The organism is Klebsiella sp. Sb-30 (genome assembly GCF_057652795.1).
This window is the reverse complement of record NZ_CM172749.1, coordinates 3,539,646-3,558,027: the sequence shown is the minus strand read 5'-3', so window position 1 is coordinate 3,558,027 and position 18,382 is coordinate 3,539,646. Positions and strand designations below refer to the sequence as shown.

At 55.3% G+C, this 18,382-nt stretch carries 19 protein-coding genes; 9 read left to right on the top strand and 10 right to left on the bottom strand.

Annotated elements, in window-relative coordinates; genetic code table 11:
• The first annotated feature begins 38 nt into the window (after nucleotides 1-38).
• The 7 genes from potG to AC236I_RS16595 all read left to right on the top strand — a co-directional run bounded on the left by potG (nucleotide 39) and on the right by AC236I_RS16595 (nucleotide 6,970).
• Complete coding sequence (potG, locus tag AC236I_RS16625; RefSeq protein ID WP_004859956.1) at nucleotides 39-1,172, top strand: putrescine ABC transporter ATP-binding subunit PotG; 1,134 nt, start codon at nucleotides 39-41, stop codon at nucleotides 1,170-1,172.
• 10 nt (nucleotides 1,173-1,182) lie between these two features.
• Nucleotides 1,183-2,136, top strand: a complete 954-nt coding sequence (gene potH, locus AC236I_RS16620; protein ID WP_004859957.1) for a putrescine ABC transporter permease PotH — start codon at nucleotides 1,183-1,185, stop codon at nucleotides 2,134-2,136.
• A complete protein-coding gene (gene potI, locus AC236I_RS16615) occupies nucleotides 2,133-2,978 on the top strand; it encodes a putrescine ABC transporter permease PotI (protein ID WP_004859959.1) in 846 nt (281 codons plus the stop codon). Before potH ends, potI begins: the two co-directional genes overlap by 4 nt.
• Before the next feature lie 75 nt (nucleotides 2,979-3,053).
• The gene (locus tag AC236I_RS16610; protein ID WP_004859962.1) at nucleotides 3,054-3,527 is read left to right on the top strand and encodes a YbjO family protein; all 474 of its coding nucleotides are present in this window, start codon (nucleotides 3,054-3,056) and stop codon (nucleotides 3,525-3,527) included.
• Between the two features lie 42 nt (nucleotides 3,528-3,569).
• Nucleotides 3,570-4,700 (top strand): 23S rRNA (uracil(747)-C(5))-methyltransferase RlmC, encoded by a 1,131-nt coding sequence (rlmC, locus tag AC236I_RS16605; protein ID WP_004859963.1) that lies wholly within the window; start codon nucleotides 3,570-3,572, stop codon nucleotides 4,698-4,700.
• A gap of 78 nt (nucleotides 4,701-4,778) precedes the next feature.
• Nucleotides 4,779-5,495 carry a response regulator transcription factor gene (locus AC236I_RS16600; RefSeq protein ID WP_004859966.1) on the top strand — a complete coding sequence of 239 codons (717 nt, stop codon included), beginning with the start codon at nucleotides 4,779-4,781 and terminating at the stop codon, nucleotides 5,493-5,495.
• Nucleotides 5,492-6,970 (top strand): sensor histidine kinase, encoded by a 1,479-nt coding sequence (locus AC236I_RS16595; RefSeq protein ID WP_044348951.1) that lies wholly within the window; start codon nucleotides 5,492-5,494, stop codon nucleotides 6,968-6,970. The genes AC236I_RS16600 and AC236I_RS16595 overlap by 4 nt, the downstream gene beginning before the upstream one ends.
• A gap of 78 nt (nucleotides 6,971-7,048) precedes the next feature.
• Here AC236I_RS16595 and artJ read toward each other — a convergent pair whose 3' ends face one another.
• The 6 genes from artJ to AC236I_RS16565 all read right to left on the bottom strand — a co-directional run bounded on the left by artJ (nucleotide 7,049) and on the right by AC236I_RS16565 (nucleotide 11,612).
• On the bottom strand, nucleotides 7,049-7,780 hold the full coding sequence (gene artJ, locus AC236I_RS16590; RefSeq protein WP_004859969.1) for an arginine ABC transporter substrate-binding protein ArtJ: 732 nt from the start codon (nucleotides 7,778-7,780) through the stop codon (nucleotides 7,049-7,051).
• A 219-nt stretch (nucleotides 7,781-7,999) separates the two neighbouring features.
• Nucleotides 8,000-8,668 carry an arginine ABC transporter permease ArtM gene (gene artM, locus AC236I_RS16585; RefSeq protein WP_004859971.1) on the bottom strand — a complete coding sequence of 223 codons (669 nt, stop codon included), beginning with the start codon at nucleotides 8,666-8,668 and terminating at the stop codon, nucleotides 8,000-8,002.
• Nucleotides 8,668-9,384 carry an arginine ABC transporter permease ArtQ gene (gene artQ / locus AC236I_RS16580; protein ID WP_004859972.1) on the bottom strand — a complete coding sequence of 239 codons (717 nt, stop codon included), beginning with the start codon at nucleotides 9,382-9,384 and terminating at the stop codon, nucleotides 8,668-8,670. Before artQ ends, artM begins: the two co-directional genes overlap by 1 nt.
• 6 nt (nucleotides 9,385-9,390) lie before the next feature.
• Nucleotides 9,391-10,122 (bottom strand): arginine ABC transporter substrate-binding protein ArtI, encoded by a 732-nt coding sequence (artI, locus tag AC236I_RS16575; RefSeq protein WP_004859975.1) that lies wholly within the window; start codon nucleotides 10,120-10,122, stop codon nucleotides 9,391-9,393.
• 19 nt (nucleotides 10,123-10,141) lie between these two features.
• Complete coding sequence (artP, locus tag AC236I_RS16570; protein WP_004859977.1) at nucleotides 10,142-10,870, bottom strand: arginine ABC transporter ATP-binding protein ArtP; 729 nt, start codon at nucleotides 10,868-10,870, stop codon at nucleotides 10,142-10,144.
• 223 nt (nucleotides 10,871-11,093) lie between these two features.
• Nucleotides 11,094-11,612 (bottom strand): lipoprotein, encoded by a 519-nt coding sequence (locus AC236I_RS16565; RefSeq protein WP_004859979.1) that lies wholly within the window; start codon nucleotides 11,610-11,612, stop codon nucleotides 11,094-11,096.
• Nucleotides 11,613-11,865: 253 nt separating this feature from the next.
• On the opposite strand from AC236I_RS16565, the gene AC236I_RS16560 reads away from it, so the two are divergent.
• Entirely contained in the window at nucleotides 11,866-12,780 is a 915-nt protein-coding gene (locus AC236I_RS16560) for a hypothetical protein (protein WP_064359924.1), read from the top strand.
• 50 nt (nucleotides 12,781-12,830) lie between these two features.
• On the opposite strand, the gene AC236I_RS16555 is transcribed toward AC236I_RS16560, so the two are convergent.
• Both AC236I_RS16555 and yahO read right to left on the bottom strand, forming a co-directional pair.
• On the bottom strand, nucleotides 12,831-14,018 hold the full coding sequence (locus tag AC236I_RS16555; protein WP_004859984.1) for an OmpP1/FadL family transporter: 1,188 nt from the start codon (nucleotides 14,016-14,018) through the stop codon (nucleotides 12,831-12,833).
• A gap of 305 nt (nucleotides 14,019-14,323) precedes the next feature.
• Complete coding sequence (yahO, locus tag AC236I_RS16550; protein ID WP_004859987.1) at nucleotides 14,324-14,596, bottom strand: DUF1471 family periplasmic protein YahO; 273 nt, start codon at nucleotides 14,594-14,596, stop codon at nucleotides 14,324-14,326.
• Between the two features lie 404 nt (nucleotides 14,597-15,000).
• On the opposite strand from yahO, the gene AC236I_RS16545 reads away from it, so the two are divergent.
• Nucleotides 15,001-15,828: an N-acetylmuramoyl-L-alanine amidase gene (locus AC236I_RS16545; protein WP_123629431.1), complete on the top strand. Its 828-nt coding sequence runs from the start codon at nucleotides 15,001-15,003 to the stop codon at nucleotides 15,826-15,828.
• A 7-nt stretch (nucleotides 15,829-15,835) separates the two neighbouring features.
• Here the strand turns inward: AC236I_RS16545 and AC236I_RS16540 are convergent, their stop codons facing one another.
• Both AC236I_RS16540 and AC236I_RS16535 read right to left on the bottom strand, forming a co-directional pair.
• Complete coding sequence (locus tag AC236I_RS16540; protein WP_004859991.1) at nucleotides 15,836-16,849, bottom strand: NAD-dependent epimerase/dehydratase family protein; 1,014 nt, start codon at nucleotides 16,847-16,849, stop codon at nucleotides 15,836-15,838.
• A gap of 96 nt (nucleotides 16,850-16,945) precedes the next feature.
• Nucleotides 16,946-18,379, bottom strand: coding sequence for an SDR family oxidoreductase (locus AC236I_RS16535; RefSeq protein ID WP_015584809.1), 1,434 nt, complete (start codon nucleotides 18,377-18,379; stop codon nucleotides 16,946-16,948).
• Nucleotides 18,380-18,382: the final 3 nt, after the last annotated feature.

The following is an 18,382-nucleotide window of genomic DNA, read 5'->3' as shown; positions in this document are numbered from 1 at the left end:
GGCCATACGGTGGTAGTTTTTTGCCGGAGAGCACCTGAGTGAACGACGCAATTCCCCGCCCACAAGCGAAAACCCCCAAAGCGCTGACCCCGCTGCTGGAAATCCGTAATCTGACGAAGTCTTTCGACGGGCAGCACGCCGTCGATGACGTCAACCTCACGATTTATAAAGGTGAAATCTTCGCACTGCTGGGCGCATCCGGCTGCGGCAAATCGACGCTGCTGCGTATGCTGGCCGGCTTTGAGGAGCCGACGGCCGGGCAAATTATGCTCGATGGCGTTGACCTGTCGCGCGTACCGCCCTATCAGCGGCCGATCAATATGATGTTCCAGTCCTACGCGCTGTTCCCCCATATGACGGTGGAGCAGAACATTGCCTTTGGGCTGAAGCAGGACAAGCTGCCGAAAGCCGAAATCGCCAGCCGGGTGCAGGAGATGCTGGCGCTGGTGCATATGCAGGAGTTCGCCAAACGTAAACCGCATCAGCTTTCCGGCGGTCAGCGTCAGCGCGTGGCGCTGGCCCGTAGCCTGGCGAAACGACCAAAACTGCTGCTGTTGGATGAGCCGATGGGCGCGCTGGATAAAAAGCTCCGTGACCGCATGCAGCTGGAAGTGGTGGATATCCTCGAACGCGTGGGGGCCACCTGCGTCATGGTGACCCACGATCAGGAAGAGGCGATGACCATGGCGGGACGTATCGCCATTATGAACCGCGGGAAGTTCGTGCAAATCGGCGAGCCGGAGGAGATCTACGAGCATCCGACAACCCGCTACAGTGCGGAATTTATCGGCTCGGTCAACGTGTTTGAAGGGGTGGTAAAAGATCGTCTGGAAGATGGTCTGGTGCTGAGCTCGCCGGGGCTGACGCACCCGCTGAAAGTCGATCCTGATGCGTCCGTTATCGATAATGTGCCGGTGTGGGTCGCTCTGCGCCCGGAAAAAATCATGCTCTGCGATGAGCCGCCGGCGGATGGCTACAACTTTGCGGTAGGAGAGGTGATCTATATCGCCTATCTCGGCGATCTGTCTATCTACCACGTACGCCTCAAAAGCGGGCAGATGATCAGCGCCCAGCTGCAGAACGAACATCGTCATCGTAAAGGTACGCCAACCTGGGGTGATGAAGTGCGTTTGTGCTGGGATGCCGACAGCTGCGTTGTTCTGACGGTGTAAGGAGAGGGCGATGAGTGTATTACAACCACCGGCCGGGGTGAAGAAAACGGGCGGTTTTGCCCAATGGCTCACGCGGTTGCAGATGGCGCATGGGCGCAAGCTGGTGATTGCGCTGCCCTATCTGTGGCTGATCCTGCTGTTTCTGCTGCCGTTCCTGATCGTCTTTAAAATCAGCCTGGCGGAGATGGCGAGGGCGATCCCGCCCTACACCGATCTGTGGGAGTGGGCGGACGGCCAGCTCACGCTGACGCTGAACCTCGGCAACTTCCTGCAGCTGACCGACGATCCGCTCTATTTCGAAGCCTATCTGCAGTCGCTGCAGGTGGCGGGGATTTCGACGTTCTGCTGCCTGCTGCTGGGCTATCCGCTGGCATGGGCGGTGGCGCACAGCAAACCGTCCACGCGAAATATTCTGCTGCTGCTGGTGATCCTGCCATCGTGGACCTCATTCCTGATCCGCGTTTATGCGTGGATGGGGCTGCTGAAAAGCAACGGCGTGTTGAATAACTTCCTGCTGTGGCTGGGGGTCATCGACCAGCCGCTGGAGATCCTGCATACCAACCTGGCGGTTTATATCGGCATTGTTTACGCCTATCTGCCGTTTATGGTGCTGCCTATCTATACCGCGCTGACGCGGATCGACTACTCGCTGGTGGAAGCGTCGCTGGATCTGGGCGCCCGGCCGCTGAAAACCTTCTTCCAGGTGATCGTCCCGTTGACCAAAGGCGGGATTATCGCTGGTTCGATGCTGGTTTTTATCCCGGCGGTTGGGGAGTTCGTGATCCCGGAACTGCTGGGCGGTCCGGACAGTATTATGATCGGGCGGGTCCTGTGGCAGGAGTTCTTTAATAACCGCGACTGGCCGGTCGCCTCGGCGGTGGCCATCGTGATGCTGCTCCTGCTGATCGTGCCGATTATGTGGTTCCACAAACATCAGCAAAAACAGATGGGGGATCATGGATGAACGATTTGCCGGTAGTCCGTTCGCCGTGGCGAATTTTAATCCTCGTACTCGGCTTTACCTTTTTATATGCACCGATGCTAATGCTGGTGATTTACTCATTCAACAGCTCGAAGCTGGTGACGGTGTGGGCGGGGTGGTCGACGCGCTGGTACAGCGAATTGTTCCATGATGATGCGATGATGAGCGCCGTCGGGCTGAGTCTGACCATCGCGACCTGTGCGGCGACGGCGGCGGCGATTCTGGGGACGATTGCCGCGGTCGTGATGGTGCGCTTTGGTCGCTTTCGGGGATCAAACGGCTTTGCCTTTATGATTACGGCGCCGCTGGTGATGCCGGATGTCATTACCGGGCTGTCGCTGCTGCTTCTGTTTGTGGCGCTCGGGCATGCCATCGGCTGGCCGTCGGATCGCGGCATGTTGACCATCTGGCTGGCGCACGTGACCTTCTGTACCGCCTACGTGGCGGTGGTGATCTCGTCGCGGCTGCGTGAACTGGACCACTCGATTGAGGAGGCGGCGATGGATTTAGGCGCGCCGCCGCTGAAGGTCTTTTTCATCATTACGCTGCCGATGATCATGCCGGCGGTTATCTCCGGCTGGCTGCTGGCGTTTACCTTATCGCTGGACGATCTGGTCATCGCCAGCTTTGTTTCCGGCCCGGGCGCCACCACCTTGCCGATGCTGGTCTTCTCCAGCGTGCGTATGGGGGTGAACCCGGAAATCAACGCCCTGGCAACCTTAATCCTCGGCGTAGTCGGCATTGTTGGTTTTATCGCCTGGTATTTGATGGCGCGCGCAGAAAAGCAGCGGGTGCGCGATATCCAGCGTGCAAGACGGAGCTGAAGCCCCTAAAATCTACGGTAAAACTGGTATCGGCGTCGCGATAGTGCGACGCCGTTTTCATGGAAGACGTTTCCGTTGGGACTGTTTACAAAAACTCGTTCATCTCATGCGCGTCTTAACGTCCCTGCACTGGTGCAGGTGGCGGCGTTCGCCATTATTTTGATTCGTGCCGTGGATCTGCTGATGATCCTGAATCAGCTGGGTATCGGTGGGATAGAGGCGTTTATTCAGCGTAGCGTGCAGACATGGACCTTGACGCTGGTGTTTCTCTCCAGCCTGTTGCTGGTCTTTATTGAGATCTGGTGCGCATTTTCACTGGTAAAAGGGCGCAATCTGGCGCGCTGGATCTTTCTCCTGACGCAAATTACCGTCACCGCTTATCTCTGGGCGGCCTCGCTGGGGTACGGCTACCCGGAGCTGTTCAGTATTGCCGGCGAGTCAAAACGTGAAATTCTGCGTTCTCTGGTGATGCAAAAACTGCCCGATTTGCTGGTGCTGGCGCTGCTGTTTGTTCCGGCGTCGTGTCGACGGTTTTTCCGACTGCAATAACGGTGATACAATCCCCGCCCCTGATTTCTGGAAGGTCTTTTTATGCACTGCGCACTCTATGACGCGGGCCGCTGTCGCTCCTGTCAGTGGCTGGAACGGCCGTTAACACAACAGCTCGCCAGTAAAATGGCCGATCTCAGAACGCTGTTGGCGGACAGCCCGGTGGCGACATGGTTTGAGCCGGTTTCCGGCCCGGAAGCCGGTTTTCGCAACAAAGCTAAAATGGTGGTCAGCGGCAGCGTTGAACGTCCGCTGCTGGGGATGCTGCACCGCGATGGCAGCCCGGAAGACCTGACCGACTGTCCGCTCTATCCGGCCAGTTTTGCAGCGGTATTTGCCGTGCTGAAACCGTTCATCGCCCGCGCCGGATTAACGCCCTATAACGTTGCCCGCAGGCGCGGCGAGCTGAAGTATCTGCTGTTAACGGAAAGCCAGCTGGATGGCGGCATGATGCTACGTTTTGTGCTGCGTTCCCCGACGAAACTTGCGCAGCTCCGCGCCGCGCTGCCGTGGCTGCAGGCGCAGCTGCCGCAGTTGAAGGTGATTACCGCCAATATTCAGCCGGTGCATATGGCCATTATGGAAGGCGAAGAGGAGATTCTCCTCAGCGAGCAGGCGGCGCTGGCGGAAAACTTTAACGGCGTACCGCTGTGGATCCGCCCGCAGAGCTTCTTTCAAACGAATCCTGCCGTTGCCGGCCAGCTGTATGCGACCGCCCGCGATTGGGTACGCCAGCTGCCGGTCAATCATATGTGGGACCTGTTCTGCGGAGTGGGGGGCTTTGGCCTGCACTGCGCCACGCCGGAAATGCGCCTGACCGGGATTGAGATTGCGCCGGAGGCGATCGCCAGCGCGAAGCAGTCTGCCGCCGAACTGGGCCTGACCAACCTTCATTTTCAGGCGCTGGACTCGACGCAGTTTGCCACCGCTGAGGGCGAGATTCCTGACCTGGTGCTGGTCAACCCGCCGCGCCGCGGGATCGGCCGCGAGCTGTGCGACTATTTATGCCGTATGGCGCCGCCCTTTATTATCTACTCCAGCTGTAACGCGCAGACGATGGCGAAAGATATCGCGCGGCTGCCGGGCTATCGGGTTGAGCGGGTGCAGCTGTTTGATATGTTCCCCCACACCGCCCACTACGAAGTGCTGACGCTGCTGGTTCGCGAAGTTTAAACAAAATGTGAACTCTTCTGCCGGCGTAAATCGGGTAAGCTTGGCTAATAACGGCGTGAAATGAGCGGAGCACTACCCATGGCAAAGAAAATCCTGTTGGTCGAAGATGACGACGATATTGCCGCGTTGCTGCGTTTAAATCTGCAGGATGAGGGATATCAGATTGTGCATGAAGCGGACGGCGCCCAGGCGCTGGTGCAGCTGGAAAAGGGCGGCTGGGATGCGGCGATTCTTGACCTGATGCTGCCCAACGTCGATGGGCTGGAGATTTGCCGGCGCATTCGCCAGATGACCCGCTATCTGCCGGTGATTATTATCAGCGCCCGTTCCAGCGAGACGCACCGCGTGCTGGGACTGGAGATGGGGGCGGACGACTACCTGGCCAAACCGTTTTCGGTTATTGAACTGGTTGCGCGAGTCAAAGCGCTGTTTCGTCGCCAGGAGGCGATGGGGCTTAATTTGCTGATGGATTCCGGGCGTATCGATTGCCACGGCCTGAGCATCGACCCGCTTTCGCGCGAAATCAGACTGCACGGTGAGCCGGTGGATTTAACGCCGCGCGAATTTGATCTGCTGTACTACTTTGCCCGCCATCCCGGCGAGGTCTTTTCTCGTCTGGCTCTGCTTGACCGCGTCTGGGGCTACCAGCATGAAGGCTATGAGCATACGGTCAATACGCATATCAACCGTCTGCGCAGTAAAATCGAACGCGACCCGGCGGAGCCGGAAATCATTCTGACGGTCTGGGGCAAGGGCTATAAATTCGCGCCTGCGCGTCAAGGAGCGGGGCAATGATGCGCCGGTTAAGCCTGAGCCAGCGCCTGGCACTGGTGTTTACTTCGCTGCTACTGCTTTGCGCGGCGGCGGTCTGTGCGGTTCAGCTGTACAGCAGCGCGCAATACGGTAATGCGATGGTCCAACGTCTTTCGGTCGGGCTGGCGCAGCAGATTGTTGCCCGTGAACCGCTGCTCGATGCGCAGGGCCAGGTCAATCGCGAGGCGCTGAAACCGCTTTTCGATCGGCTGATGGTCTTCAACCCCAGCGTCGAACTCTATCTGGTCTCTCCTGACGGCGAGCTGCTGGCCGATGCTGCGCCGCCGGGCCATATCAAACGCCAGCGCGTTGACATCGTGCCGATACAGACGTTTCTCTCCGGCGGCACCTGGCCGGTGTACGGTGACGATCCGCGTAGCCAGGATCAGCGCAAGGTCTTCAGCGTGGCGCCGTTGAATGTCGACGGCCAGCTGCGCGGCTATCTCTATATTATCCTGCAAGGGGAAACCTTTAATGAGCTGGCGGCCAGCGCCTGGCAGAAGACGCTGGGTAGTCTGCTGATCTGGACGCTGCTACTGGTGGCCCTGTTTGGTCTGCTCGCCGGCGGCCTTGCCTGGTATTGGGTGACGCGCCCGGTACGTCAGCTGACCGCACAGGTGGGGATCCCCGGAGAAGACAGCATCGGGGCGATTAAACTGCTGGCGGCGCAAGCGCCGGAGCCGCATCCCGGTAATGAAGTGGCGATCCTGCATAACCGGTTTATCGACCTGGCCCGGCAGATCGCCGGACAGTGGGATCGACTGGCCGACAGCGATCGTCAGCGGCGTGAATTTATCGCCAATATTTCTCACGATCTGCGGACTCCGCTGACTTCGCTGCTGGGTTATCTGGAGACGCTGACGTTGAAAGCCGATCGGCTGAGCGCGGAAGAGAGCAAGCGCTACCTCAATATTGCGCTGCGCCAGGGGAATAAAGTCCGCTCTCTTTCTCAGCAGCTGTTTGAGCTGGCGCGCCTCGAACATGGCGGGATCAAGCTGCAGCCGGAGAAATTTGTGCTGGCGGAGCTGGTCCAGGACGTGGCGCAGAAGTTCGATCTGGCGATTGCCACCCGCCACATCCGATTACAGCTCTCGCTGGCCGGGGGATTGCCGCCGGTGGTGGCGGATTTATCGATGATGGAGCGGGTGTTGACCAATTTACTGGATAACGCGATTCGCCACACGCCGGATGGCGGCAGTATCAGCCTGACGGCCCGTCAGCAGGGGGCGGAGATGGTGGTTGAGGTAGCCGATAGCGGTCCCGGAGTTGCCGGCGAGCTGCGGGCGACATTGTTTGAACGGCCTTCAGTGCTTGAACCCGGTCAGAGCCCGGAATCACGGGGCGGGTTGGGGCTGATGATTGTGCGGCGAATGCTGCAGCTGCACGGCGGTGATATTCACCTGGTCGATGTGCCGGCAGGGGCCAGCTTCCGCTTTACCCTGCCGTTGCGTTCGTAGCGATAGCTCCCCGGTCAGGCTGTGCTGGCCGGGAAGCCGCCCGGGCAAGGTATTTCCGCACCGCGGGTCAGCAGAAAATTATTCCGGGAACCACTGGTTGCTGATTTTCTGATACGTGCCGTCCGCTTTAATCGCCTTCAGCGCACCATTGAGTTTTTCCAGCAGCGCCTTGTTGTCCGGACGTACTGCGATACCGAGGCCGGTGCCGAAGTATTGCGGGTCGGTCACTTTTGGAGTGGCGACGCCCAGCTGCGGGTTGGTTTTCAGCCACTCATTCACCACGGCGGTATCGCCAAACACCCCGTCAATACGGCCGTTTTTCAGGTCGATAATCGCATTCTGATAGCTGTCATAGGCGACAGTTTTCACTTCCGGATGTTTATCCTGCAGGTATTTCTGGTGGGTGGTGCCGTTTTCCATGCCAATACGTTTGCCTTTCAGATCGGCAAAGGAGTGGAAGGCGTCTTTTTTAGCAATAACCAGCGCCGAGTTGGCGTAGTACGGATCGGTAAATGCGACCTGCTTGCTGCGCTCCGGGGTAATGTCCATACCGGAGATCACCGCGTCATATTTTTTAAATTTCAGCGCCGGGATCAGGCTATCGAAAGCGTGGTTGGTAAAGGTACAGTCAGCCTGCATCTGTTTGCACAGCGCTTTTGCCAGATCCAGATCGAAACCGACGATCTGATTGTTCGCATCCATGGATTCAAAAGGGGGGTAGGTTGCAGAAACGCCGAAGCTGATTTTTTCTGCGGCAGCGGCGCCAAAGGCGAAAGAGGAAAGCAGTGCAGCCAGAACTAACTTTTTCATCGTGGAACTCCCGTCGGTCAATCTTATGATGTTGTGCCGTGTCTGCGGCTGATTTTCACAATGCCACTAAATGAATTTGTATTCAATAATTACGTATAATTATTTTTTGTGGAAATAAAAAAGACGGGCATTCTATAGACATGCCCGTCTTTATGTTTGCTACTTATGCATTCATCTCATGCAACTCACTCGTGATGTGAGCTGCTGCGTCGGTCAACGCTAATTCCGTCGTTCAAACGCCAGCGCTTTACGCTCCACTAACCGCATCAGCAGCGTCAGCAGACCGTTGACGATGAGATAGACAATACCGGCCGCCCCAAACACCATAACGTCATAGGTACGTCCGTACAGCAGCTGGCCGTGTCCCATGACTTCCATCAACGTAATGGTGTAAGCCAGGGAGGTGCTTTTGAACACCAGCACAACCTCGTTGGAATACGAAGAGAGGGCGCGTTTAAAGGCGTACGGCAGCAGAATCGCCAGCGTGTCTTTCTTGCTCATTCCCAGCGCGCTGCAGGATTGCCACTGGCCGTCAGGAATGGCGCGGATCGCACCATAAAACAGCTGGGTGGTGTAAGCCGCGCTGTTCAGGGACAGGGCTATCATGGCGCACAGCCAGGGTTCAGAAATCAGATGCCACAGTACCGGGTAGTTCTGCAAAGAGGGGAACTGACCCGGGCCATAGTAAATCAGGAAGATCTGTACCAGCAGCGGCGTACCGGTAAATAAGGTGATGTAAGCGCGAACAATCCACACCAGTACCGGCGTTTTCAGCGTCAGGACGATGGTGAAAACCAGCGACAGAATCAGCGCCACGACGATCGACGCCGCGGTCAGCGTCAGGCTGGTATGCAGCCCTTTCAGCAGTTCAGGTAAATAATCGAGCATCAGCCTGGTCTCCGTTCGAAGCGCGTCGCACGTTGGTCAATACGTTTGAGGATGTACTGACTGAGCAGGGTGATGACCAGATAGATCGCCGCCGCGATGATGTACCAGTTAAACGGTTCCTGAGTGCGGGTGGCGATGCTCTTGGTTTGCAGCATCAGATCGTTGACGCTGATTAAACTGACCAGCGCGGTATCTTTCAGCAGAACCAGCCACTGGTTGCCGAGGCCCGGCAGCGCATGACGCCACATTTGCGGCATCACCAGACGGAAGAAGATCGCCCCTTTCGATAGCCCCAGCGCCTGGCCGGACTCCCACTGCCCCTGAGGTACCGCCTTGAGCGCCCCGCGCAGAGTTTGCGAGGCGTAAGCGGCGTAGAGCAGGGACAGTGCGATGGCGCCGCAGAGGAACGGACTGACGTCGAAGTTTTCAATCTGCATCTGTACCGGAATCTGCACAAAGCCAAGATTGATCGTAAAACCGTCAGAGAGCGTAAGCAGCAGCTGAGAGGAGCCGAAATAGATAAACAGGACCACCAGAATCTCCGGTAGTCCACGCAGAACCGTGACCACGCCGGTTGCGAACCATGCCAGCGGGCGCCATTTTACTGACTCCAGCACGGCAAACAGCATCGCCAGCACAAGGCCGATGATGAGCGCGCAAACGGCAAGGCCGACGGTCATCCCGGCGGCACTTGCTAAGGGAAAAATTTCATTCATTTAGCGTTACTTCTGAAACCATTTGCTATAGATGGTCTGGTAAGTCCCATCTTTTTTCACTTTTTCCAGCGCAGCATTAAATTTCTGCTGCAGTTCGGTATTGCCCTGACGAAGCGCAATGCCCAGACCGGTACCGAAGTAGTCTTTATCGGTGACTTTATCGCCCACCGCGGCCAGCTTCGGATTGCTCTTCAGCCACTCGGTGACGACGGCATTATCACCAAACACGGCATCAATACGGCCGTTTTGCAGATCCAGCTTCGCATTCTGGTAGCTGTCGTATGGCACGGTGGTGATTTCAGGGTGTTTGTCGTTAATAAATTTCTGGTGCGTGGTTCCGTTCTGGACGCCGACCTTTTTGCCTTTCAGCTGTTCGAGGCTGGTGAATTTACCCTGCTGGCCGACAAACAGCGCCGAGTTTTCGTAGTAAGGCGTCGTGAACAGCACCTGTTTTTCACGCTCAGGCGTGATATCCATCCCGGCCATCACCGCATCGACGCGGCGGAATTTGAGGCTGGGGATCAGGCTGTCGAAGGCCTGGTTGGTAAAGGTGCAGGTAGCATCAATTTCTTTACACAGCGCGTTGGCCAGATCGACATCAAAACCGACAATTTTATTGTTGGCATCAATCGATTCAAACGGAGGGTAGGAGGCCTCAGTGGCGAAACGAATGGTCTGGGCGGCAGTAGCTGACAGGCTCATGCTGGCCAGGATCGCGGCAATCAGTACTTTTTTCATCGTCATTTCCCCGAAAACATCAATGTGAAAGATAGTTTTTAAACGCGTCGGTCTGCGGATGCGTAAAGCAGCTGGCATCCCCTTGTTCAATGATGTGACCATTTTCCATATACACTACGCGGCTTGCCGTTTTACGCGCCACTTCCACTTCGTGGGTGACGATAACCTGCGTAATGCCGGTGCCGGCCAGTTCGCGGATAATGCTGACGATCTGAGCGGTGATTTCCGGATCGAGTGCTGCGGTAGGTTCATCAAACAGCAGGACCTGAGGTTCCATCATCAGCGCCCGCGCAATGGCGACGCGCTGCTGCTGGCCCCCGGAAAGATGCAGCGGATAGCGATCGCTGTAGGGCTTGAGACGAAGACGTTCCAGCAGTTTTTCGGCGCGAGCGAGCGCCATGTCTTTACTTAACCCCAGCACGCGGCAGGGGGCTTCAATCAGGTTTTGCTGCACCGTCAGGTGCGGCCACAGATTATACTGTTGGAAAACCATACCCACGTTCTGGCGCAGCTCACGAATGGCTTTGTCAGAAGGTGCTTTGGTAAAGTCGAAGTGGTTACCGGCGATATGTAATGTCCCGGAACGCGGCATTTCCAGCAGGTTGAGTACGCGAAGCAGCGAGCTTTTCCCGGCGCCACTGGGGCCGAGCAGCACCAGCGTTTCCCCCTGCGGGCAATCCAGCGTGATGTCGAACAGCGCCTGATGCGCGCCGTAGAAGCAGTTAATGCCGTTTAGTTTAATACTCATCTGGGCTGTCTGATACGAATAGCTATTGAGGCCGCAAATACTACCTTTGACAGAATAGTTATGCAATATTTATGCGTTAAAAGTTAAATGTAAACCACATTTACCTCTAAACTTAGCACAAAATATGGGTTCGCGGGGTGGGGAGGCACAAATGTCGGCATAACCTGGAGAAATACCGACATTTTACCGGGGTTATCGTTTAAGTGGCGTGGGTTCCACGCCCTTATCCGCGTTTTTCAAGACTCTGTTGCAGGGAACCGGCCGGGGCATGGGAGTTAATGCCAAGATAACGCACGTCGTCGACGGCCCAGCACTGACCTTCCTGAATCATCAGCACTTCATCCTGCCAGCTTTGACTGCCCTGTTTTAAATCGACGCGCAGAGGAATATTGCGGGCATCGCGGTTTGGGATAGTTGAGGCGCTGGCTACGCTGGCGCTATCGGCCGGGGTCGTCGAGCTGGAGAAGAGGTTCGATTGCAGCAGCGAGCTGCGCGAGGGATCCTGGCGGGCATCGTTTAACAGCCTGGCCAGATCGTCGCTGAGATAAGGTCGCAGGGCCGCCAGGTCGTTGTTCCGATGCTGGATCTGATAATCGTAGAATTTCTGTGCTACCTCATCCGGCCCACCTTCGATGCAGGCCCCGCTGCGGGTGCCATTATCTTTATAGGCGGGCGTGACGGTGGTACAGGCACTCAGCGCGAGCGCGCACGGGATAATAAAAGCAACGAGTTTGTAGCGCATGATGATTTCCTTATAAGCTCACTACGTTATTAGTTTCTGTTCAAGCATAGCGTACTGGTTCCGGAATGCGCTTGACTCTTAGAGCTCAGGCAATACATTTTTTCCCCACGGTCTATTTGTGCCCATGCGTTGTCCGCGATAATGCTATTTCTTATCATCGATGGCACGCTATTTATTCTCGCCAATACAATCTGTTTTTTACGTAAAAGTAAATTTATATATCTGGTTAAATGCTAATTAAGCAGTAGGGATAGTGTTTATATTTAGATTAAAAGAGGCTGTCAGCATAACGGGATTATTCGTGTTAAATAACTTTATAGCAAATGTTAAGGCCCGATTATGGGCGAAGTTTTTACCTCGCTTTGTGGCAAAAAACGACCGGCTGGGGGAACCGTATGACTATTATGCGGTACATTTTGCCGATGCCGGCAGGCAGCGCTATCGGCTGATTGGATTCAATGGTTGCGACGTCCACGTTGAGCGTTTAGCCCTGTTGGCATCTGATGATGTGCAAACGGAAAAGTTACCCGTTTCCCGTATTCTCGGGATGGAAAGCGAAATTGTTCACTATAAAAAATATGGCAAAATCATATCGGAATCTATATTTTATTACGCCATTAACTATTATCTGCATATCGTCGATAGCAAAATTTTTCTTTTCAAAGGGAAGGGGGCTGTTGTTTCCACATTCTTCCGGGAGCGTGAACTCAAAAGTCAGGAACGTATATTTTTATTGCGTTTAATCGTGAATGAGTTCGTGAGGCGGCGCCCGTCAGACCCAGAGGCAGGTCTCACTGTGGATGAGGTGATTGAACTTCTCTACGGCAGGCTGTGGTATAAACATATCCGCAATGAGTCATTCCAATATAAAGTCACGCTGCTGATGGAATCGCTTGCCCTTTCAGGTGAGCTGGCCGAAGAGCGTGGCCGCTATATTGTGCAGGGCAAGGCGATTACCACGCTGGTCGAGTATGAAAAAGAACAGCGCCACGCCCGGCAGCAGGAAAAAATTCAGCGAAATATGGTCCGCCTGATGCTGATTATTACCGCCGCGACGGTATTGATTACCCTGGCATTACTCGGGCTGGCTGGCGTTATCGATTTACATAAAATATGGCAGGATATTTTGCAGATTAAGCCGGTACGTTTCTTATTCAAGCTGATTTAACGACCGGAGAATATCGCCCGATGCGCAGTTGCCGCGGGCGATATTTTGCGTCAGAACCGGTAGCTGTAGTTCATGCTGGCAAACCACAGGTAGGGATGATCGTAATCACCGGCGACAACAGTCGGTGTTTTCACCTGCCCGGACTGCATATGCAAACAGGAGACCGCGATGCCAATATTGCTGGCTGGCGTTATCTGATATTGCGCGCCGGCGGCAAAGCGCCACTCGTCGCCTGTCGGCATCGACAGAGCAATATCGCTTTGTGAATCATAAACCGTACTGTCGAAGCCCACCCCGGCGTTCAGGCGCCACTGTTCGGTTGGGCGATACTGAACGCCAGACGCGGTGTGCCAGGCGTCTTTCAGGCGATTCTGTTTATCACTTTGCCGCCCTGCGACGGTCACTTGCGGGCTGCCAAACTGGCTCCAGTCCTGCCAGCCGAGGTCACCCATCACCGACCACTGCTTATTGATGTCATGCACAAGGCTAAACATAATTTGTTGAGGGGCGCGTACCTGTGCCGAAATGGGTAGGTCATAGGTGGTATTTTCCGGCCTCGAGAGGCGGGCTTTGCCATCGATTTTAAAGTCGTAGTCGGTCTTACTGTTCCAGGTGATGCCGGCGCGAGTTTGCTCGGTCAACTGCATCAGCAGCCCCAGTCGATAGCTCATCGCCCAATCGTTGTCTTTATCTTTTTGATCGCTGCCTTCGACGTCGCGCGTCAGGCTCAGATAGCCGTAATTCAGGTTGGCGGAGGCGCCGATTGAGAGGCGATCGTTAAGCTTGTATGCCAGGGACGGGCTCAGGGTCATGGCGACCATGGTGCTTTTCTTAATCAGACGATCCCCGGCCCAGTTGCCAAAATCGATGCCTGAGCCGTAATTACCGTATAAACCCAGGCCGGCATAGAGATCATCATCGATTTTTTGCGCATAGAAACCGCTGGCGCCAGGAAACAAATTCATCACGTTTCCCGGACTGCTTCGACCGTTTTCATCGTTTAACTGATAAGAGATATCGCCGCCCATGACCTGCATTCCCCCGGTAAACATGTGATCCGGCAGGCGGGTCATTCCCGCAGGGTTGGTGACGATAGTGGAGGCATCCTGCGCCCGCGCCGCCTGACCGGCTCCCGCCAGACCGACATCTTCCGTACCGATTTCATAAAAATAGAGCGCACTCGCGTGCGAAAAACTGGAACAGACCAACCCAGAGAGGATCAATACGACCTTTTTCATTTGCCACCTGCAATGCTGTAAATTTTAGTCTTGTTTTTATGCCCGATAAGTATCGCCAACCCGCCTGCGGCAGAATGAATTTCTGTTTTTAAATATCATTTCGCTGCATGGTGTCAGAAGAATTTCGCCGGGATTTAAAATATGTAGATCTGAATTTGAGTGTGCTGGCCGTGCGCGGGGCGCTATTTAATAATGATATGTAGGGGCTGTAAATATAAATGCTATCTAAAAATAAACCTTGTCATAAATACAAAAGGGGTAATATCGCCATTTGGCGATATTACCCCTTCAGAAAGAAAGATTAATTATTTTTTCTTATAAATATTGGCAGAAACATGAAGTTTCTTGTCGGTGTTGCCAGAAGACAGAACGACAACATCAGCACCTTTTTCTTCAGCTTTTTTCAGCAGCTCTGCACGCGCATCGCTAGGAGCGGTCTGGCCTGTAGAGGAAATGGTACCCACTTTTTGATACTGGGTCTGCACTTTTGCGAAATCTTCTTTGGACAAAATTTCCGCAGAGAATGCGTTTGCGGTTAAAAACAATGCTGCACCTGCCACTAAAGCTGCATATTTCATATTTTTAATCTCCATTGTTTAACTTGCTATCATCATGCCCTTGTTTTAACTAACCAATGAGCGGCACCAGATTGAATCAAGTGAATTTTTTTTTCAAGCTAAATACTACAAAACTATGATCCTTAACTTGTGAACTCATAAGGAAAAGATGACTCCAGGGTTATGATTTGTGTCGTCATTTTTCAAAAGGGCCGTTAAGACTTTACTTAATCTCATTTTAAACAGTGGTTAGTATAAATTTACCTTATGTATTACTGCGGTGAAATGTGAAAAATGGTACCGGCAGACAGCGTTGAGTTGATGGTTTATCATGAGTCAAGCCGCTATCGACACTGGCGGAAGGTGGTTTATATAAGGATCTGACTGATGGCCCGACTCACCGTAGGTTGGGGGATTGCCTCCCGATGAAACGTTCTGGACTTATCGCGCTCTTACTGCTGCTGGCCGGTTGTAGCGCAGAAAAAGGGATTATTGACCGCGACGGTTACCAGCTCGATACTCGCCATCCGGCGCAGGCAGCCTACCCGAGAGTGAAAGTATTAGTCATTCACTATACCGCCGATGACTTTGACGTCTCCCTGGCGACTCTGACGGACAATCAGGTCAGCTCCCACTACCTGATCCCCCAGCAGCCGCCGCTGTATCAGGGCAAACCGCGGATTTGGCAGCTGGTGCCGGAACAAGATTTGGCCTGGCATGCCGGAATTAGCTTCTGGCGCGGCAGTACGCGTATTAACGATACCTCGATCGGCATTGAACTGGAGAACCGCGGCTGGCAGAAGAGCGCGGGGGTGAAAAGCTTTACACCGTTTAGTCCGGCGCAGATTAATGCGCTGATTCCGTTGGCAAAAGATATTATTGCCCGCTACCACATTGCGCCGCAAAACGTGGTTGCCCACGCCGATATTGCCCCGCAGCGTAAGGACGACCCCGGGCCGTTATTCCCATGGCGGCAGCTGGCCGGGCAAGGTATTGGCGCGTGGCCGGATGCCAGCCGGGTGGCGTTTTATCTCAACGGTCGGCCATCGTATCAACCGGTTGATAGCGCTGAACTGCTGGATACGCTCTCTCGCTATGGCTATCAGGTCACCCCGGAGATGACTCCCGCGCAACAGAAACGGGTCATTATGGTCTTTCAGATGCACTTCCGCCCGGCGCGCTGGGATGGCGTCGCCGATGCTGAAACCCAGGCCATCGCCGATGCGCTGCTGGAAAAGTATGGCCAGGGATAACCTGAGGCTAGCGGTGTAATTTGCCGTGGTCTTTCAGCCAGGCGGCGGTGCGAATAATGCCGTCATCCAGCGTGACCACGGGCTGATAACCCAGCTCTTGCTGAGCGCGGGAGATATCGAGGGTAAAATCAAAGTTCAGCTTGGAGACGCCGTAGTGGGTAAAGGCGGGTTCCCTGGCGGACTTATTGCCAAAATGCTCCATACTGCGGGCGATAATATCCAGCATCGGGTAGGGCACTGAGCGGATCCGGCATTTAATGCCCAGTTCATCAATCAGCTTCTGCACGATGCTGTTCAGCGTACGCGGTTCGCCGTTGGTGATATTCCAGGCGCGGCCGGAGGGCAGATGATCGCACTGTGGCTGGCTGGCGAGCCACATCGCATGTACCGCATTTTCATAATAGGTCATATCAACCAGCGCGCTGCCGCCGCGCGGCAGCAGAACGCTACCGTAGTGCTGCATCATTTGCGCCAGGCGAGGAATAAACACTTTGTCATGGGCGCCGAACAGGCTTTGCGGACGCAGAATGGTAAAGCGGGTATTGGGGTTCGCCTGGGCCAGCAGATGAATGACCTCTTCGCTGGCCGCCTTGCTGCGGGCAAATTCATTGGCGAAACGCTGCGGGCGGAAATCTTCCTGCACATCGCGATGATGGTGATAATCGAAATAGAGCGACGGGGAGGAGATATGAACGAAATTACGCACGCCCCAGGCAACGGCCCACTCTCCGAGACGGCGGGTAGCCCGCACGTTAGCGAGATCAAAAGCCTGCTGTGTACCCCAGGGGGAGGTAAAGCTTGAACAGTGCCACAGGGTATCGATACCGGCGAGCATCACTTTGGCCTGCGAAGAAACCAGTTCGGTTAAATCAGCAGGCACAAACTCGGCGCCCATTTTGCTCAGAAGCTTGCCCATCGCTTCATTACGCCCGGTGGCTCTGACGCTGATGCCTTGATGGCGCAGATATTCCACCGCGTTGCGGCCTAATCCGCTGGTCGCACCGGTAACCAGTACCTTCATATCAACCTACTGTCCCAGAAAAGAATTTCGTGCGCATTTTTCCGTGATTCTCCTCATGATGCAATGAGAATGATGAAAGAATGCCACACATACTGCCTATTTGCCTGTGATTTGTTCGGCCAGCCGGGCAATGCGTCGCGCCATGCCGCGAAAGATAAACAGATGCGCCGGGATCATCAGCAGCCAATAGAACAGCCCGGGCATGCCGTGAGGATGCCACCAGGCGCGGACATCCAGCTCGCGGCGATCGCCTTTATCTCTCAGCGTAAAACTCAGGCGCCCAAGACCCGGCGCTTTCATGCCGAATAATAAGGTTAGCTGCTTTTCCGGTTCGACGATAATGACCTTCCAGCTGTCCACCGTATCCCCGGTCTGTAGGCTGGCGCGATCGGGACGACCTTTCGCCAGCCGGTGGCCGACCAGCAGGTCCATCGCCCCGCGGATCTGCCACAGAATATTGCCAAAGAAGTAACCCTCTTTGCCGCCGATTTGATTGACCACCTGCCACAGCGCCGCCGCGCTGGCATGGGTGCTGACCGTACAACCGGCCTGTTTAGGGTAGTAGCCATACTCCGGCCGCCAGCGGGCAAACGCCTGGGCGTCATAGCCCCAGTCGCTGGAGTTGGCGAGCTGCTCTTCCTCTTTTAGCGTGCGGCGCACCGCTTCATCAAAGGAGATCAGCGTCTGGGGGATCAGCGCTCGCAGGGCGCGATCGTCGGCGATCAGATCGTGTTTTAATCCCTGAATCAATGCCCGGGCGATAGTGGGAGGCACCGACGTAATCACGTTAAGAAACCACACCGAAATCCAGCGGGTGGGAAAGGGGATCGGGATTAACAGGCGATGTTTGCCGCTAACCGCCATAAAGCGAGTGAACTGCTGCTGGTAGCTTAAGACTTCTGGTCCGGCGGCTTCCAGTACGCGATGAACGCGGGTCGGATGGTGAAGGAGTTGCACCAGATAATAGAGCAGGTTTTCCAGAGCGACAGGCGTCGTTCGCGAGCGAACCCAGCGCGGTGGCGTCAGGACCGGCAGGTTGTAGACCATATCGCGCATCACTTCGAAAGCGGCGGAACCGGCGCCGATGATAATTCCCGCCCGCAGTTCGGTGACCGGGACGGCGGATTCCCGCAGAATGTCGGCGGTGATTTGCCTGGCGCGCAGATGATCCGATTGTTCAGCTTCCGGCGCCTGCAGGGAGCTGAGAAAAATCAGCTGCCGGACCGGCGTAGCGCGCAGGGCATCGCGAACGTTGACCGCGACCCGGCGTTCGTGCGCAATAAAATCGCCGCCTTCACCCATCCCGTGCACCAGATAATAAACGGTATCCACCTGCGCCAGCAGGGCGGAAAGCCCCTGCGGCTGGTTAAGATCGAGCGGATGGCAGCTTACGCCCGGGAGATTGAGCTTCTGCAGCCTGTCGACATGGCGTGCCGCCGCCAGCACCGGGTAACCCTGCTCGCTTAATGCCTGCACCAGATGCTGGCCGATATAGCCGCTGGCGCCGAGCACCAGAATTCGTTGCGCCACGCC